Origin of the sequence: Demequina iriomotensis (assembly GCF_000971395.1) — a bacterium.
In the GTDB taxonomy this organism is placed as follows: Bacteria; Actinomycetota; Actinomycetes; order Actinomycetales; family Demequinaceae; genus Demequina; species Demequina iriomotensis.
Window position 1 is genome coordinate 42,749 of the sequence record NZ_BBME01000012.1, and the last position, 13,114, is coordinate 55,862.

Genomic DNA, 13,114 nt, shown 5'->3' on the forward strand with positions numbered 1-13,114 from the left:
CATGGACCTCGACATCGCCTCCGTCGCCCGCGCCACGGGCCTCACGAGCCGCACCCTGCGTCACTACGACGCGATCGGCCTGCTGCCGCCCGCGTGGACGGCGCACGACGGACGGCGCCGCTACGGCGAGGCCGAGCTCCTGAGACTGCAGCACATCCTGGTGCTGCGCGAGCTCGGCGTGCCCCTCGAGACCATCGCGCGCATCGTCGACACCGACGATGCACAGGTCACCGCCGCGCTCATGCGCGAGCACCACACCGCGCTCCTGGCGGAGCGCGATCGCTTCGCCGCGCTCGCCGCCACCGTCGAGCGCTCCCTCACCCGCATCGAGAAGGGACTGCCCATGACCGCCGACGACATGTTCGAGGGTTTCGACCACGCCGCCTACGAGCCCGAGGCGCGGGAGCGCTGGGGGGACGATGCGGTGGCGCGGTCGAACGCCGCGTGGAAGCGCCTGGCCCCCGACGGGCAGCGCGCGCACCTCGCGGAGCACGAGGCGATCGCCGAGGCACTGGCACGCCTCGCGACCGCGGACGCGGACCCGGCCGCCGCCGAGGTGCAGGCGCTGGTCGCGCGCCACCACGCCTGGGTGTCGCTGTTCTGGACGCCCGGCCGCGAGGCGTACGCGGGCCTGGGCCGGATGTACGTCGACGACCCTCGGTTCCGCGCGACCTACGACAAGAACGGGGACGGCACCGCCGCGCTCCTGCGCGACGCGATCGCGATCCACGCGGAGACGCTTCCCGACTGACCGCGAGACTCTCCTGTCGCCACCAGGTGCATCGCGGCGATCGGACGCCTACGGTGGCGACAGGGGCACGGCGGTCCGGCGACCGTGCGGGGAGGGGCAGCGATGGTGACGGTCGGCCTGCTTGTCGGCCATCTGCCCCAGGCGCGCGCCGCGTCCCTGCTCGCGGGCCTGCTCCGCGAATCCGCCCCCGACGGCGCCACGATCGTCGAGCTGGAGCCGACCGCGCTGCCGGCCCACGCGCCGTTCGCCGACACGCCCCTGCCCGAGGCCGGCGTCGCGTGGCGGCAACGGATCGAGGAGGTCGACGGCCTGCTGGTGGTCGCACCGACGCATGGGCGCTCGGTGCCCGGCTCGCTCAAGCACCTCATCGACTGGGCCTGCGCCGAACCGTCGACGCTCGAGGGCAAGCCTGTCGTGATCGCAGGCGCCGCGGCGCCCGGCGCCGGGACCTTCCTCGCGATGGTGCGACTGCGGAGCTTCCTCACCGACGCGGGCGCCGCCGTCATGGGCCAGCCCGAACGTCAGCTCACCGTCAGCGCCGAGGACTTCGAGTCGAGCGGCGCGTGCCGGACCCCCGATCTCGCGGCGCAGGCGAGCGTGCTGGCCCACGCCGCGGCCGAGTACGTCACGCATGTGGCGCGCGTCGGCGCCTCAGGCCCGATCCCGGTGGTGCCGTCGGACCCGGTCGCGCGTGTGCGCGCCGCGACGCCCGGACCGGCGAGCCCCGCCGCAGGAATGCCCTCGCTCGTGGACACGGTGGCGCTCGCCCCGCCCGTCGACCAGCAGTAGGCCGGCCGCGCCGTCGCATCGTGACTGCGCGAGGGCATCGTCACCCTCGACTTGGTTGATACGTCATCATCTGGAATAGTTGACGTGTCACCGTCGTTGCGATGACCGTCCGACGCCGTTGTCGGCGCCTCCCACCCACTCTGAACAGGAGACTCCCATGACCCGCATCGGAATCATCGTCGGCTCCATCGCCGACGCGTCCATCAACCGCCAGGTCGCCAACGTGCTGCCCGGTCTCGCCGCGAGCGACGACGTCGAGTTCGTCTTCCTCGAGTACAAGGACCTGCCGTTCTACGACTACGCGCAGGATGCCGACTACCCGCAGGTCGCGCGCGACTGGAAGCAGGCCATCGCCGACGTCGACGGCGTCATCATCGTGACCCCGGAGTACTCGCGCTCCATCCCCGGCGTACTCAAGAACGCCCTCGACTGGTCGGCCCGCCCGTGGGGCCAGGGCTCGTTCGCGGGCAAGCCGGTCGCGATCATGGGCGCGTCGATCGGTGCAGCCGGGACCGCCGCGGCGCAGCAGCACCTCCGCGCGATCCTCGGCCACTACGACGCCCCGACCATGGGCCAGCCGGAGACCTTCTTCCACTACCGCGCCGACGCCTTCGGCACCGACGGCTCGCTCCAGGACGAGGCCTCGGCCGCGGTCCTCAGCGGCTTCGTCAACGCGGCTGTCGCGCACGTCGAGAAGCACGCGCCGGTCGCCGTCGCGTAACGCCTCGCACCGCCTCGCAGGGTCCCGTCCGGCATGTGCCGGGCGGGACCCTTCGCTTGCGTGACGGGGAGCCGCCGGGCGCACCCGACCGCCTCGCCCTCAGTAGCATGCGCACACGACAGGAGGCCCCCATGACGCGACGCACCATCCTCATCACCGGCGCATCCGACGGGATCGGCGCCGCGACCGCGCGCGCCCTGGCGCGGCGCGGGGACAGGGTGCTGCTCACCGGCCGCTCCCCCGCGAAGCTCGCGCGCGTGGCGCACGACACGGGGGCCGAGGCGTACGCCGCCGACTTCGCCCAACTCACCGACGTGCGCGCCCTCGCAGACTGGGTGCGCGACCGCACCGATCGGCTCGACGTCCTCGCCAACAACGCGGGCGGGATCTTCGCGGACCGAACCGTCACCGAGGACGGCAACGAGCTCACGATGCAGGTGAACCACTTCGCGGGGTTCCTCCTCACGCGCCTGCTCGAGGACGAGCTCGTCGCGGGCGGCGCCACCGTCGTGAACACCGCGAGCGCGGCCGCCGACAAGTACGGCAGCCTCGACCTGAGCGATCTCGACGCGACGGGCGCCTACAAGGCCACGAAGGCGTACGGGGACGCGAAGCTCGCGACGATGCTGTTCGCGCGCTCCCTCCACACGCGCCTCCGCGACCGCGGGGTGACCGCCCTCGCGATCTACCCGGGGGACATCGCATCGAACTTCGCCAAGGACACCGGCACGGCGTCGATGAAGCTCTTCTACAAGGGCCCGATGGCACGGTTCCTGCGCACCCCCGACTTCGGCGCCGCGAACCTCATGTGGGCGATGGACGGCGCGGACGGGACCACGTGGCGCTCCGGCGAGACGTACACGGAGCGCCGGGTCCTCCCCCGCCGGCCGCACCCGCAGCTCGGTGACGACGCGCTCGGCGACGCGCTCTGGCGCGAGAGCGAGCGCCGGGTCGGGCTGGCGCCGTAGCGAACCGCCGGAATCAGCCACCGCTCCCGTCGCGTTGAGCGGGCATGACGTCGGTGTGGTGGGTACGGCGCGACGCGCGCCTCGCGGACAACCCGGCGCTGCTCGCCGCGCAGGCGGACGGCCCTGCCGCCGCGGTATTCGCGTGGTCCCCCGCAGTCCATCTGTGGTCGGGGCGGCGTCGCGCGCACCTCGCGCGCGTGCTCTGGAGCCTCCGCGAGGACACGGCAGGCGCACTCGGGGTGAGGCGCGGAGAGGCGGCCGATGCGGTCCTCGCCGTCGCGCGCGAGCACGGCGCGACGGTGGTGCACGCCGCGCGGGAGGCGTCGCCCGCCGGCATCGGCGCACAGCGGGACGTCGCGGCCGCGCTCGAGGCCGACGGTCGCGAGCTCCGCCTCACCGGGACGCCCTACGCGGTGGCGCCGGGCCGCGTGCGCAAGGCCGACGGATCGGAGTACCGCGTCTTCACCCCGTTCTCGCACGCCTGGCGCGAGCATGGCTGGCCCTCCCCGGCGCCCGACGCGGACCCGGATGCCTTCACCCCGGTGAGCTCCGACGTCGACCTCGACCAGCGCGCCGCCCACGGCGACGCCGACGACCCTCTCGCCGCGCGCCACGAGTTCCGCGAGCGCCGCATCGTCCAGGCCTGGGAGGACTACGCGGCGTCGGGGCTGCACCGCTACGCCGCGGAGCGGGACCGGCCGGACCTCGACTCGACGTCGCACCTGTCCGTCCCGCTCGCGTTCGGCCAGATCCACCCGCGCACGGTGCTCGCGGCGACGGCCGCGGTCGCCGGGGAGGCGGCCCGCAAGCTCGAGAGCGAGCTGGCCTGGCGCGACTTCCACGCCGATGTCCTGTTCCGCCACCCCCGGGCGCAACGCGAGTCCCTGACCGCCGTGCTGCCGGAGGACTCGTGGCTCACGGGGCCGGAGGCCGACGAGGCGTTCATGGCATGGCGCGACGGCCGCACGGGCTTCCCCCTGGTCGACGCCGGGATGCGCCAGCTCGCCGCGACGGGCACGATGCACAACCGGGTCCGCATGGTGGTCGCCAGCTTCCTGGTCAAGGATCTGCATCTCCCGTGGCAGAGAGGCGCGGACCATTTCCGCCGCGCGCTGCTCGACTACGACCACGCCCAGAACCAGCTCAACTGGCAGTGGGTGGCCGGCACCGGACGCGACGCCGCTCCGTTCTTCAGGATCTTCAACCCGGCGTCGCAGGCGACGCGCCACGACCCTGACCGGCGCTACGTCGAGCGCTGGGTGCCCGAGGTCGACACCCCGGCCTACCCCGAGCCCATCGTCGATCACGGGACCGAGCGCGCCGCCGCGCTCGCCGCCCTCCGCCGAGGCCGGGAGGCCGCGCGCGGGTGAGCCGTTCGCAACCCGTGCGAAACGTACATCTTTCCCATCCGACATCCTGTCGACACATGCGCGCCGTAGCGTGAGTCCCGCCAGCGAGGGCGCCCACCCGGGCGCACGGCCCATGCCGAAGCCCACGCCGGCGCGGCGCCCTCCCGAGGGGGAAGGAGCGGCCATGACGTCCGCGACGAGCGAGTACCTGGGATACGTGGGGCATCCCGAGCTGCCCCACGGCTACTACCCCTACCGCGGCCGCCGGCCCGATCAGCGCAAGGACTGGGTCGGCACCGCGGCGGTGGTCGCCGGCGCCGTCCTCCTGTTCCCCGCCGCGATCGCGCTCGGGCATGTGAGCCGCCGCGCGATACGCCGCGGCGAGTCCGGCGCGGTGCGACGCGCCCGCGCGAGCCTCGCGCTGGGATACGGCGTGGCGCTCGCCGCGCACGCCGCCTACTTCGCGCATGCCGTGCATGCCGCCGTGATGCGAGCCTGACCCCCACGTCCGATGCGCGCGGAGCGCCGCCGAGGGGCGGTCCGCACGCCTCACCCCCATGTCCGATCGCCGCCAGCGGCATGGTCGCGCATGCGTCATGCTCGAGGGCATGTGGGACGACGACACACGGTATGCCGTGATCCATAGCAGGGACGCGCGCTACGACGGCCAGTTCGTCACCGCGGTGCGGACCACGGGGATCTACTGTCGACCGTCGTGCCCCGCACGGACCCCCGCGCGTGCGAACGTGTCGTTCTTCCCGAGCGCGGCGGCCGCGCAGCGCGCCGGCTACCGCTCGTGCCGGCGGTGCTTCCCCGACGACTCGCCCGGATCGCCGCGGTGGCGCGTCGGCGCGGACGTCGCGAGCCGGGCGATGCGGCTCATCGACGACGGCGTGGTGGAGCGCGAGGGCGTGGCGGGGCTCGCGCTCAGGCTCGGCTACACGGAGCGGCACGTCACGCGGGTGCTCACCGAGGAGCTCGGCGCCGGACCGCAGGCGCTCGCGATCGCGCATCGTCTCCATCATGCGCGCGCGCTGCTCGAGTCCACGGCCATGCCCATGGCCGAGGTCGCGTTCGCGGCGGGCTTCGGCTCGGTGCGCCAGTTCAACGACGCCGCGCGGACGGCGTGGGGCCTCACGCCGACGGCGGTGCGCGGGCGTTCGCGGCAGGCGGGCGCACCCGCGCCGGGCGGCTGGGTCCGCGTGGACCTCCGGCTCACGCATCGGCTACCCGCGGGGGTCGAGCAGGCCCTCGCGTTCGTGGGGGCGCGCACGGTCACGAGCGTCGAGACCTGGGACGGTGGCGCGTACGTGCGGACGATGCGCCTGCCGCACGGCGGCGCCCACGTGACCCTGCGCGCGGCGCCCGATGCCGTCCATGCGGCGCTCGAGCTCGAGGACGTCCGGGACCTCGGCACCGCCGTCGCGCGCTGCCGGCGGCTGCTCGACCTCGACGCCGACCCTGTCGCCGTGGACGATGCGCTGTCCGCCGACGCGTTGCTCGCACCTCTGGTGGCTGCGGCGCCGGGGCTGCGCGTGCCCGGCGCGGTGGAACCGTTCGAGATGGTGGTGCGCGCGATCGTCGGGCAGCAGGTGAGCGTCGTGGGCGCGCGGCGGACGCTCGGAGCGATCGCCGCGAGGTTCGGGGCGGAACTGAGCATCCCGACCGCGCCAGGCGCCGCAGGAGACCCCGGCGTCCCGAGCCGCGCGTTCCCGGATCCCGAGGCGCTCGCCGAGGTCGATCCGGCCATCGGCCTGATCCCTCAGGCGCGCTGGCGCGCGATCTCCGCGGCCGCGCGCGCGATGCTCGACGGCGCGCTCGACCTCGGCCCCGGAGCCGACCGCGACGCCGCGCGCGCGGCGCTCCTGGCCGTCCCCGGCATCGGCCCGTGGACCGCGGAGTACGTGGCGCTCAGGGCGCTGGGCGACCCCGATGCGTTCCCGGCGGGCGACCTGGTGCTCCAGAAGGCGGCTCGGCTCGATGGGAAGGCGCTCGCCGCGGCCGCCGAACGGTGGCGGCCGTGGCGGGCCTACGCTGCCATGCACCTGTGGACAGCGACGACGGAAGGACGGATCTCATGACCCCCATGGTGAGGCGCGACATCGCCACGCCGCTCGGCCCCCTCACGCTGATCGCGGATGACTCCGCGCTGCTCGGCGCGTACTTCGCCGACCACCGGCGCCGGCCGGACCTCGACCGCTGGGACGCGCCCGCCGCGCACGGCGTGCTCGACCGCGCGGAGCGCGGCTTCGGCGCCTACTTCTCGGGCGCGGCCAGCGACGTCCCGGTGGGCGCGGTCGCGCCCGGCACGCCGTTCCAACGCGAGGTGTGGCGCGCGCTGCTGGCCATCCCTGCGGGCGAGACGTGGACGTATGCGCAGGTCGCGGGAGCGATCGGACGCCCGAGCGCGGTCCGGGCCGTCGCGGCGGCCATCGGACGGAACCCGCTCACGATCGCGGTTCCGTGCCACCGCGTGATCGGCGCGGATGGCGCCCTGACCGGCTACGCGGGCGGCATCGAGCGCAAGCGCTGGCTGCTCGCGCACGAGGGCATCTGAGCTCCAGGTCACATTATGGTCACGGTCGCCGCGCGCGCGGTCGTGCTTGGTCGTAGCCTGAGCCAGGTGAGGCGCCGCGCGGCACATCTGCGCGTGATCCGCCCAGGCTGAGGGGCGGTGCCTTCCCCGCGCAGGTGGGGCTACGCGGGGAAGGCGCCCATCATCACGGCGTTGACGGGCGCGTCGCCACGCACGAGCGCCTCGATCTGACGTCGGACCAGGTCCGTGTAGCGCCGATCGGTCAGCCGCTCCGTCCCCGCGACGTGAGGGACCACGATGCATCCCGGGGCCGCGAACAGCGGGTGCCCGTCGGGCAGGGGCTCCGGATCGGTCACATCGAGCGCGGCGCGGAGGCGGCCCGACTCGAGCTCCGCCAACAAGGCGTCGGTGTCGACCACCCTGCCGCGACCCACGTTGACCAGCAGCGCATCGTCCTTCATCGCGGCGAGGAAGCCCGCGTCGACCAGCCGGTCCGTCTCCTCGGTGTGGGGCGTGACGATGATGACCAGATCGAAGCCCGAAAGCACGTCGCGCACGTCGGCGATCGCGTGGATGCGCGTGCCGTCCGGCGCCGTGCGGCCCGTGCGCGCGACCCCCTCGACGTGCACCTCGCTCGCGCGCAGCCGCACCGCGATGGCCTCGCCGATGCTGCCGTAGCCGACGATCAGCGCGCGCGAGTCGGCGAGCGAGGGCGCGCCCTGGTCCGGCTCCCACATGCCGCGCCGCTGCGCGTCGAGGAACCGCGGCAGCCAGCGCTGCGACGCGAGCGCGAGCAGCAGGGTCATCTCCGCGACGCGCGTGTCGTGGACCCCGCGCGCGTTCGCGAGCACGACCCCCGGCGGGACGAACGGCGCGGCGTGCTCGAAGCCCGCCGACGCGATCTGGATCACGCGGAGATCCGGGCACGCCGCGAGGCGCCCGAACACCCTCCGGCCGCCGGTCCAGTGCGCCAGGCACACGAGCGCGAGCCCGTCACGCTCCCCCTCCGGAAGGTCGCCGTCCGCGGGGTTCCAGACGATGACGCGCGCATCCGGCCCGGGATCGCCGAGCGCCTCGGCCACCTCGGCGGAGGGCACCGCGACGGTGATCATGCGAGCGACACCAGGGGGATCCCGGCGGGGTCCTGCAGCAGCGGCGCGAAGGCGCGCTCCGCGGCGCCGATGAGCAGCCGGTTGCCGCCGAGCGCGGCGCGGGCGATCACCACGTCCTCGACGTCGGGGCGGAACGCGAGCGCCTTGACGCGCTCGGTCACCAGCGACCGGCGCACGTCGAACAAGGCGCCCAGGTAGCCCGCGAGGAGCACCGCATCGGGGTCGAACGCGCACTCGAGGTTCGCGATGGCCGCCGCGAGGGTCTCGGCGTAGCCGTCGAGCGCCGTTGCGTCGTGCGCGGCGGCGTCGAGCCGCGGCGCGTTCACCTCGGTCTCGAGGCACCCGGAGCGCCCGCACGAGCAGCGCTCGCCGTCGGAGCGGATCATCATGTGGCCGAACTCGCCGCCGTAGCCTCGCCCGCCGCGCAGCATGCGTCCGCCGACGAGCGCGGCGCCGCCGATGCCCGACGCCGAGCCGTTGAGGTAGACCACCGTGTCGACGCCCTTCGCGGCGCCGAAGCTCCACTCCGCTCGCAGGCCCATGTTGGCGTCGTTGCCCACGGTCGCCGGGATCCCGAGGGCGTCGCCGAGCGCGTCGCCCAGCACCACATCGCGCCAGCCCAGGTGCGGGGCGTCGACCACCGTCGCGCCGTCGGCGTCGACCAGGCCCGGCACCGCGGCGCCGATGCCGACCACGCGGGCGCCGCCGAGCTCGGCCGCGACCTCGCGGGCGGCCTCCCACGCGAACGCGACCGTGTCTGCGGGCGTCGGCGGGACCTCGAGCGAGGCGCGCCGCCGCGCGAGCACCGTGCCGTCGATCGCGACCGCGCCGAGCTCGAGCGCGTCGACGTCGGGGTGCAGCGCGAGCGCGACCACATCCGTCCGCGGACGCACGATGAGGCTCGGCCGCCCCACGGCGCCGGTCTCCGCGGCGGCGTCCTCGAGCACGAGCCCGAGCTCCGCGAGCTCGGCGACCAGGCCGCCGATCGTCGACCGGTTGAGACCGGTGTCGCGCGTGAGCTGGGCGCGGGTCAGCGGCCCGCCGTAATGCACGGCGGTGAGCAGCGCGGACAGGTTGTGGCGGCGCGTGTGGTCGTTGCGGCTGCCGCGCGCGGCGGCGATCCGCGCCTCCGCGGGCGCGTCTCCGCTCGCCTGCTCGTCGTCCATCGCACCTCCTCCGTGCCCGCCAGTATGCCGGGCCGCGCGGCCGCGCGCGGGCCGCCGGGCCGCGACCCGCCGCATCGTCACCAGGGACGATGCGCGGCGCGCCGGCCGCTTTGACGGAGACACGTCGCGGGTATATGTTTTCTCCGAGAACATTTTAACCCGCTCAATGACGAATGGAGCTCTCGCATGTCGTTCACCCCCACCCCGGCCGACCGTTTCACGTTCGGCCTCTGGACCATCGGCTGGCCGGCGGCGGACCCGTTCGGCACCGCGACGCGCGCGCCGCTCGACCCGGTCGAGGCGATCCACAAGCTCTCCGAGCTGGGCGCCTACGGCATGACCTTCCACGACGACGACCTGTTCCCGTTCGGCTCCACCGACGCCGAGCGCCGGGCCGCGATCGACGCGCTCAAGAAGGCATGCGACGAGACGGGGATGACCATCCCCATGATCACCACGAACACCTTCACCCACCCGGTGTTCAAGGACGGCGGCGTCACGTCGAACGACCGCGCGGTGCGCCGCTTCACGCTGCGCAAGGTGCTGCGCAACATCGACCTGGCCGCCGAGCTGGGCGCGAAGACGTTCGTCATGTGGGGCGGCCGCGAGGGCGCCGAGTACGACTTCTCCAAGGACATCCGCGTCGCCCTCGAGCGCTACCGCGAGGCCGCGAACGTCCTGGGCGCCTACGTCCTCGAGAAGGGCTACGACCTCAAGTTCGCGATCGAGCCCAAGCCCAACGAGCCCCGCGGCGACATCCTGCTGCCGACGGTCGGCCACGCGATGGCGTTCATCAACACGCTCGACCACCCCGAGCTCGTGGGCCTCAACCCCGAGGTGGGCCACGAGCAGATGGCCGGGCTCAACTTCACCGCGGGCATCGCCCAGGCGCTCGACCACGGCAAGCTCTTCCACATCGACCTCAACGGCCAGCGCGGCATCAAGTACGACCAGGACCTGGTGTTCGGCCACGGCGACCTGCAGAACGCGTTCGCGCTCGTCGACCTCCTCGAGAACGGCGGCCCGAACGGCGGCGAGTCCTACGCGGGCCCGCGCCACTTCGACTACAAGCCCTCGCGCACCGAGGACTTCGACGGCGTGTGGGAGTCCGCGAAGGCCAACATGCGGATGTACCTCATCCTCAAGGAGCGCGCGGCAGCCTTCCGCGCCGACCCGGAGGTCCAGGAGGCCATCGCCGCGACCAAGCAGCACGAGCTCGCGCAGACCACGCTCGGCGCCGGCGAGACCGTCGCGGACCTGCTCGCCGACACCTCCGCCTACGAGGACTTCGACGCCGACGCGTACTACGACGGCAAGGGCTTCGGCTTCGTCCGGCTCCAGCAGCTCGCCGTCGAGCACCTCATGGGCGCCCGCTGATCGTTCCTCCCACCTCGCGCCCCGCCCGCTCTGCCTCCTTGGAGCGGGCGGGGCGCACCTCCTTCTCGCCCCAGAACTTCGCCTGAAAGGCCCGCGCCATGACGCTCGTCGCCGGAGTCGACTCCTCCACGCAGTCCTGCAAGGTCGTGATCCGCGACCTCGACACCGGAGCGGTGGTGCGCACCGGGCGCGCGCCGCATCCCGACGGCACCTCCGTGGACCCGGAGCGCTGGTGGGACGCCCTGCTCGCCGCCCTCGCGGAGGCGGGCGGTCTCGCGGACGTGGCCGCGATCTCGGTGGGCGGCCAGCAGCACGGCATGGTCGCGCTGTCCTCCGCGGGCGAGGTGGTGCGCGACGCGCTGCTGTGGAACGACACCCGCTCGGCGGGTGCGGCGGCGGATCTCATCGCGGAGGTCGGCGCGATCGAGCTGGCTGAGCGGACCGGCCTGGTGCCCGTCGCATCGTTCACCTCGACCAAGCTGCGGTGGCTGCGCGACGCCGAGCCGGAGAATGCCGCGCGCGTCGCCGCGGTCGCCCTCCCCCACGACTGGCTGACGTGGCGCCTGCGCGGCTATGGCCCTGACGGCTCGTCCCCGCTGGGCCCGGTGCTGTCCGAGCTGACCACGGACCGCTCGGACGCGTCCGGGACCGGCTACTGGAGCGCCGTCACGGGCGAGTACGACCGCGACCTGCTGATCGCCGCGCTGGGGCACGATGCGGTGGTCCCGCGCGTGCTCGGGCCGGGCGAGAGCGCGGGCGCCGTCCACGCCTCGGTCGCGGGTCGCGAGGACTGCATCGTCGGTCCTGGTGCCGGCGACAACGCGGCCGCCGGCCTGGGTCTGGGCGCGACCGTGGGCGACGTGGTGATCTCGCTCGGCACCTCGGGAACCGTGTTCGCGGTGACCGAGACCTCCGTGCCGGACGCGACCGGCACCGTGGCGGGATTCGCCTCGGCCTCGGGCGAGTTCCTGCCGCTCGTGTGCACGCTCAACGCGTCCCGCGTGCTCGACGCGTTCGCGCGCGTGCTAGGCGTGGGCTACGACGAGCTCGGCGCCTTGGCGCTCGAGGCCGAGCCCGGCGCGGGCGGCCTCACGCTGGTCCCCTACTTCGAGGGCGAGCGCACCCCCAACCTGCCGGACGCCACGGCGACGCTGTCCGGCATGACCCTCGCGAACACGACTCGCGAGAACATGGCGCGCGCCGCGATCGAGGGCATGCTCGCGGCGCAGGCGGTGGGCATGGAGGCAATCCTGTCCGCGGGGGTGGTGGCGCACCGCGCCCTCCTGGTCGGGGGCTCGGCCCAGAACCCTGCGGTGCAGGCGATCGCGGCGCAGGTGTTCGGCATCCCCGTCGAGGTGCCGGAGCCCGGCGAGTACGTGGCCGCCGGCGCCGCGGTGCAGGCCGCGTGGGCGCTCACCGGCGCGCGGCCCGACTGGCCGCTCGCGGTGGTGGCGGCACCCGCCGTCGACACGCGACCCGAGATCCGCGCGGCGTACGACGCGGCCGCCGCGGCCTTCCTCGCGTAGCGCCGCGCTCAGTCCTCGAGCGACGCGAAGTACTCCAGGGCGGTACGCGTCTTGGTCTGCTGCGGCGCGCCCATGTCGACCCCGTGCCCGGCGAGGAACGCGCGGGTCTCGGTCGCGACGTTGAACGCCTCGATGGGCGCGCACTTGGTCGACAGCTCGAGGATCTGCGAACCGTCCGGATAGGACCAGAGCTCGGCGACCATCGGGCGGTCGTAGCCGTCGGGTGAGAACGTCAGCTTGAGCGTGGTGACCGGTCCGAGCACACGGAGCGCGTCCCAGTCGACCCCGCCCGGCGTGTACCGATCGACGAGCGCGCGCTGCGCCCTGGTGAACAGCTTCCTGATGGGCCGATCGCGACGGAGCACGCGGTGGACCTGCGTGTCGTCGGCCGGAGCCTTCATGCTCGCCGAGCACACGAATCGGCCCGGCATCGCGTCGATCTCGACGCCGAAGCCGCGAGCGCCACGCACGTCGTCGTCGAGGTGCGCGGGGTCGACCGGGCGGAGCTTCACCACCACGTCGCCCGGCCGGCGCTGGATGCGCCGTGCCCGCGCCACCACGCCGTGCGAGTTGAGGTGCAGGTCGGGGGTGTCGAAGAACGCGACCTGCCTCAGCTCCGCCTGGAGCGGATCCATCCCCAGGCGGTCCATGACGCGCGAGCGGTCCACGCCCGGCACCGTGGCCTTGAGCTCGACCGAGTCGGTCACGGGCAGCAGCGTGAGCAGCTCGGCCAGCTGCTCGGCTGTGAACGAGGTCGCGGGTGTGCTCGCGGTCGATGAGGCGCTCATCATCGTGCTCCCGTCGGCCGGCGCCGCCGGT

Annotated in this window: 13 protein-coding genes; 10 read left to right on the top strand and 3 right to left on the bottom strand. The window is 74.0% G+C overall.

Going from position 1 to position 13,114, the window contains the following annotated elements:
* The first annotated feature begins 1 nt into the window (after nucleotide 1).
* The 8 genes from AOM09_RS07090 (at nucleotide 2) to AOM09_RS15620 (ending at nucleotide 7,135) form a co-directional block, all read left to right on the top strand.
* Nucleotides 2–751 carry a MerR family transcriptional regulator gene (locus AOM09_RS07090; protein WP_062386076.1) on the top strand — a complete coding sequence of 250 codons (750 nt, stop codon included), beginning with the start codon at nucleotides 2–4 and terminating at the stop codon, nucleotides 749–751.
* Between the two features lie 102 nt (nucleotides 752–853).
* Nucleotides 854–1,540, top strand: a complete 687-nt coding sequence (locus AOM09_RS07095) for an NADPH-dependent FMN reductase (RefSeq protein ID WP_062386078.1) — start codon at nucleotides 854–856, stop codon at nucleotides 1,538–1,540.
* Between the two features lie 157 nt (nucleotides 1,541–1,697).
* Nucleotides 1,698–2,261: an NADPH-dependent FMN reductase gene (locus AOM09_RS07100; protein WP_062386080.1), complete on the top strand. Its 564-nt coding sequence runs from the start codon at nucleotides 1,698–1,700 to the stop codon at nucleotides 2,259–2,261.
* Between the two features lie 131 nt (nucleotides 2,262–2,392).
* Nucleotides 2,393–3,229: an SDR family NAD(P)-dependent oxidoreductase gene (locus AOM09_RS07105; protein ID WP_062386083.1), complete on the top strand. Its 837-nt coding sequence runs from the start codon at nucleotides 2,393–2,395 to the stop codon at nucleotides 3,227–3,229.
* 44 nt (nucleotides 3,230–3,273) lie between these two features.
* Nucleotides 3,274–4,599: a cryptochrome/photolyase family protein gene (locus AOM09_RS07110; RefSeq protein ID WP_062386086.1), complete on the top strand. Its 1,326-nt coding sequence runs from the start codon at nucleotides 3,274–3,276 to the stop codon at nucleotides 4,597–4,599.
* A gap of 163 nt (nucleotides 4,600–4,762) precedes the next feature.
* Nucleotides 4,763–5,077, top strand: coding sequence for a hypothetical protein (locus tag AOM09_RS07115; protein ID WP_062386088.1), 315 nt, complete (start codon nucleotides 4,763–4,765; stop codon nucleotides 5,075–5,077).
* A 58-nt stretch (nucleotides 5,078–5,135) separates the two neighbouring features.
* Complete coding sequence (locus AOM09_RS07120) at nucleotides 5,136–6,659, top strand: DNA-3-methyladenine glycosylase 2 family protein (RefSeq protein WP_228375081.1); 1,524 nt, start codon at nucleotides 5,136–5,138, stop codon at nucleotides 6,657–6,659.
* Entirely contained in the window at nucleotides 6,656–7,135 is a 480-nt protein-coding gene (locus tag AOM09_RS15620) for a methylated-DNA--[protein]-cysteine S-methyltransferase (RefSeq protein WP_062386090.1), read from the top strand. The genes AOM09_RS07120 and AOM09_RS15620 overlap by 4 nt, the downstream gene beginning before the upstream one ends.
* A 140-nt stretch (nucleotides 7,136–7,275) precedes the next feature.
* Here the strand turns inward: AOM09_RS15620 and AOM09_RS07130 are convergent, their stop codons facing one another.
* Both AOM09_RS07130 and AOM09_RS07135 read right to left on the bottom strand, forming a co-directional pair.
* Nucleotides 7,276–8,226, bottom strand: coding sequence for an NAD(P)-dependent oxidoreductase (locus AOM09_RS07130; protein WP_062386092.1), 951 nt, complete (start codon nucleotides 8,224–8,226; stop codon nucleotides 7,276–7,278).
* Nucleotides 8,223–9,392, bottom strand: coding sequence for an ROK family protein (locus AOM09_RS07135; RefSeq protein WP_062386094.1), 1,170 nt, complete (start codon nucleotides 9,390–9,392; stop codon nucleotides 8,223–8,225). The genes AOM09_RS07130 and AOM09_RS07135 overlap by 4 nt, the downstream gene beginning before the upstream one ends.
* 186 nt (nucleotides 9,393–9,578) lie before the next feature.
* Here AOM09_RS07135 and xylA point away from each other — a divergent pair, with 186 nt between their 5' ends.
* On the top strand, nucleotides 9,579–10,769 hold the full coding sequence (gene xylA, locus AOM09_RS07140) for a xylose isomerase (RefSeq protein ID WP_062386097.1): 1,191 nt from the start codon (nucleotides 9,579–9,581) through the stop codon (nucleotides 10,767–10,769).
* A gap of 98 nt (nucleotides 10,770–10,867) precedes the next feature.
* The gene (gene xylB / locus AOM09_RS07145; RefSeq protein ID WP_062386099.1) at nucleotides 10,868–12,295 is read left to right on the top strand and encodes a xylulokinase; all 1,428 of its coding nucleotides are present in this window, start codon (nucleotides 10,868–10,870) and stop codon (nucleotides 12,293–12,295) included.
* A gap of 8 nt (nucleotides 12,296–12,303) precedes the next feature.
* On the opposite strand, the gene AOM09_RS07150 is transcribed toward xylB, so the two are convergent.
* Complete coding sequence (locus AOM09_RS07150) at nucleotides 12,304–13,083, bottom strand: adenylate cyclase (RefSeq protein WP_156162282.1); 780 nt, start codon at nucleotides 13,081–13,083, stop codon at nucleotides 12,304–12,306.
* Between the last annotated feature and the right edge of the window lie 31 nt (nucleotides 13,084–13,114).

Bases quoted from the DNA above. Each gene is read 5' to 3' on its own strand.
- AOM09_RS07090 (WP_062386076.1), top strand. From the start codon at position 2: ATGGACCTCGACATCGCCTCCGTCGCCCGCGCCACGGGCCTCACGAGC.
- xylB (WP_062386099.1), top strand. From the start codon at position 10,868: ATGACGCTCGTCGCCGGAGTCGACTCCTCCACGCAGTCCTGCAAGGTC.
- AOM09_RS07095 (WP_062386078.1), top strand. From the start codon at position 854: ATGGTGACGGTCGGCCTGCTTGTCGGCCATCTGCCCCAGGCGCGCGCC.
- xylA (WP_062386097.1), top strand. From the start codon at position 9,579: ATGTCGTTCACCCCCACCCCGGCCGACCGTTTCACGTTCGGCCTCTGG.
- AOM09_RS07135 (WP_062386094.1), bottom strand. From the start codon at position 9,392: ATGGACGACGAGCAGGCGAGCGGAGACGCGCCCGCGGAGGCGCGGATC.
- AOM09_RS07100 (WP_062386080.1), top strand. From the start codon at position 1,698: ATGACCCGCATCGGAATCATCGTCGGCTCCATCGCCGACGCGTCCATC.
- AOM09_RS15620 (WP_062386090.1), top strand. From the start codon at position 6,656: ATGACCCCCATGGTGAGGCGCGACATCGCCACGCCGCTCGGCCCCCTC.
- AOM09_RS07130 (WP_062386092.1), bottom strand. From the start codon at position 8,226: ATGATCACCGTCGCGGTGCCCTCCGCCGAGGTGGCCGAGGCGCTCGGC.
- AOM09_RS07120 (WP_228375081.1), top strand. From the start codon at position 5,136: ATGTCCGATCGCCGCCAGCGGCATGGTCGCGCATGCGTCATGCTCGAG.
- AOM09_RS07110 (WP_062386086.1), top strand. From the start codon at position 3,274: ATGACGTCGGTGTGGTGGGTACGGCGCGACGCGCGCCTCGCGGACAAC.
- AOM09_RS07150 (WP_156162282.1), bottom strand. From the start codon at position 13,083: ATGAGCGCCTCATCGACCGCGAGCACACCCGCGACCTCGTTCACAGCC.
- AOM09_RS07105 (WP_062386083.1), top strand. From the start codon at position 2,393: ATGACGCGACGCACCATCCTCATCACCGGCGCATCCGACGGGATCGGC.
- AOM09_RS07115 (WP_062386088.1), top strand. From the start codon at position 4,763: ATGACGTCCGCGACGAGCGAGTACCTGGGATACGTGGGGCATCCCGAG.